The organism is Pseudomonas sp. FW305-20 (assembly GCF_058788075.1).
The window spans coordinates 1-629 of the sequence record NZ_JBYTAJ010000075.1; the positions used below are offsets into that span (position 1 = coordinate 1).

Annotated in this window: 1 protein-coding gene; it reads left to right on the plus strand. The window is 59.6% G+C overall.

Translation table 11 applies throughout. The features are described 5' to 3' along the window. Nucleotides 1–629: AMP-binding protein (locus AC3WP4_RS28485; RefSeq protein ID WP_492575921.1), on the plus strand; the 629-nt coding region annotated here is incomplete at both ends.

Sequence of the window (629 nt, forward strand, 5' to 3'; positions counted from 1 at the left end):
ACGCTGACTGACGAGGCGACCTACAAGGCCATGTACCAGCAGTCCGTCGTTAACCCGGACGGCTTCTGGCGCGAGCAAGCCAAGCGCCTCGACTGGATCAAGCCTTTCACCACGGTGAAACAGACTTCCTTCGACGATCACCATGTCGACATCAAATGGTTCGCCGACGGCACCCTGAACGTTTCCTACAACTGCCTCGACCGTCATCTGGCCGAACGCGGCGATCAAGTGGCGATTATTTGGGAAGGGGATGACCCTGCCGAAAGCCGCAACATCACCTATCGCGAGCTGCACGAACAAGTCTGCAAGTTCGCCAACGCCTTGCGCGGCCAGGATGTGCACCGCGGCGACGTGGTGACTATCTATATGCCGATGATCCCCGAAGCCGTGGTCGCCATGCTGGCGTGTGCCCGGATCGGCGCGATTCACTCGGTGGTGTTCGGTGGTTTCTCGCCGGAAGCCCTGGCGGGTCGGATCATCGACTGCAAATCCAAAGTGGTGATCACTGCCGACGAAGGCATTCGTGCCGGCAAGAAGATCCCGCTCAAGACCAACGTCGACGATGCGCTGACCAACCCGGAAACCAGCAGCATCCAGAAAGTCATCGTGTGCAAGCGCACCGGTGGCGA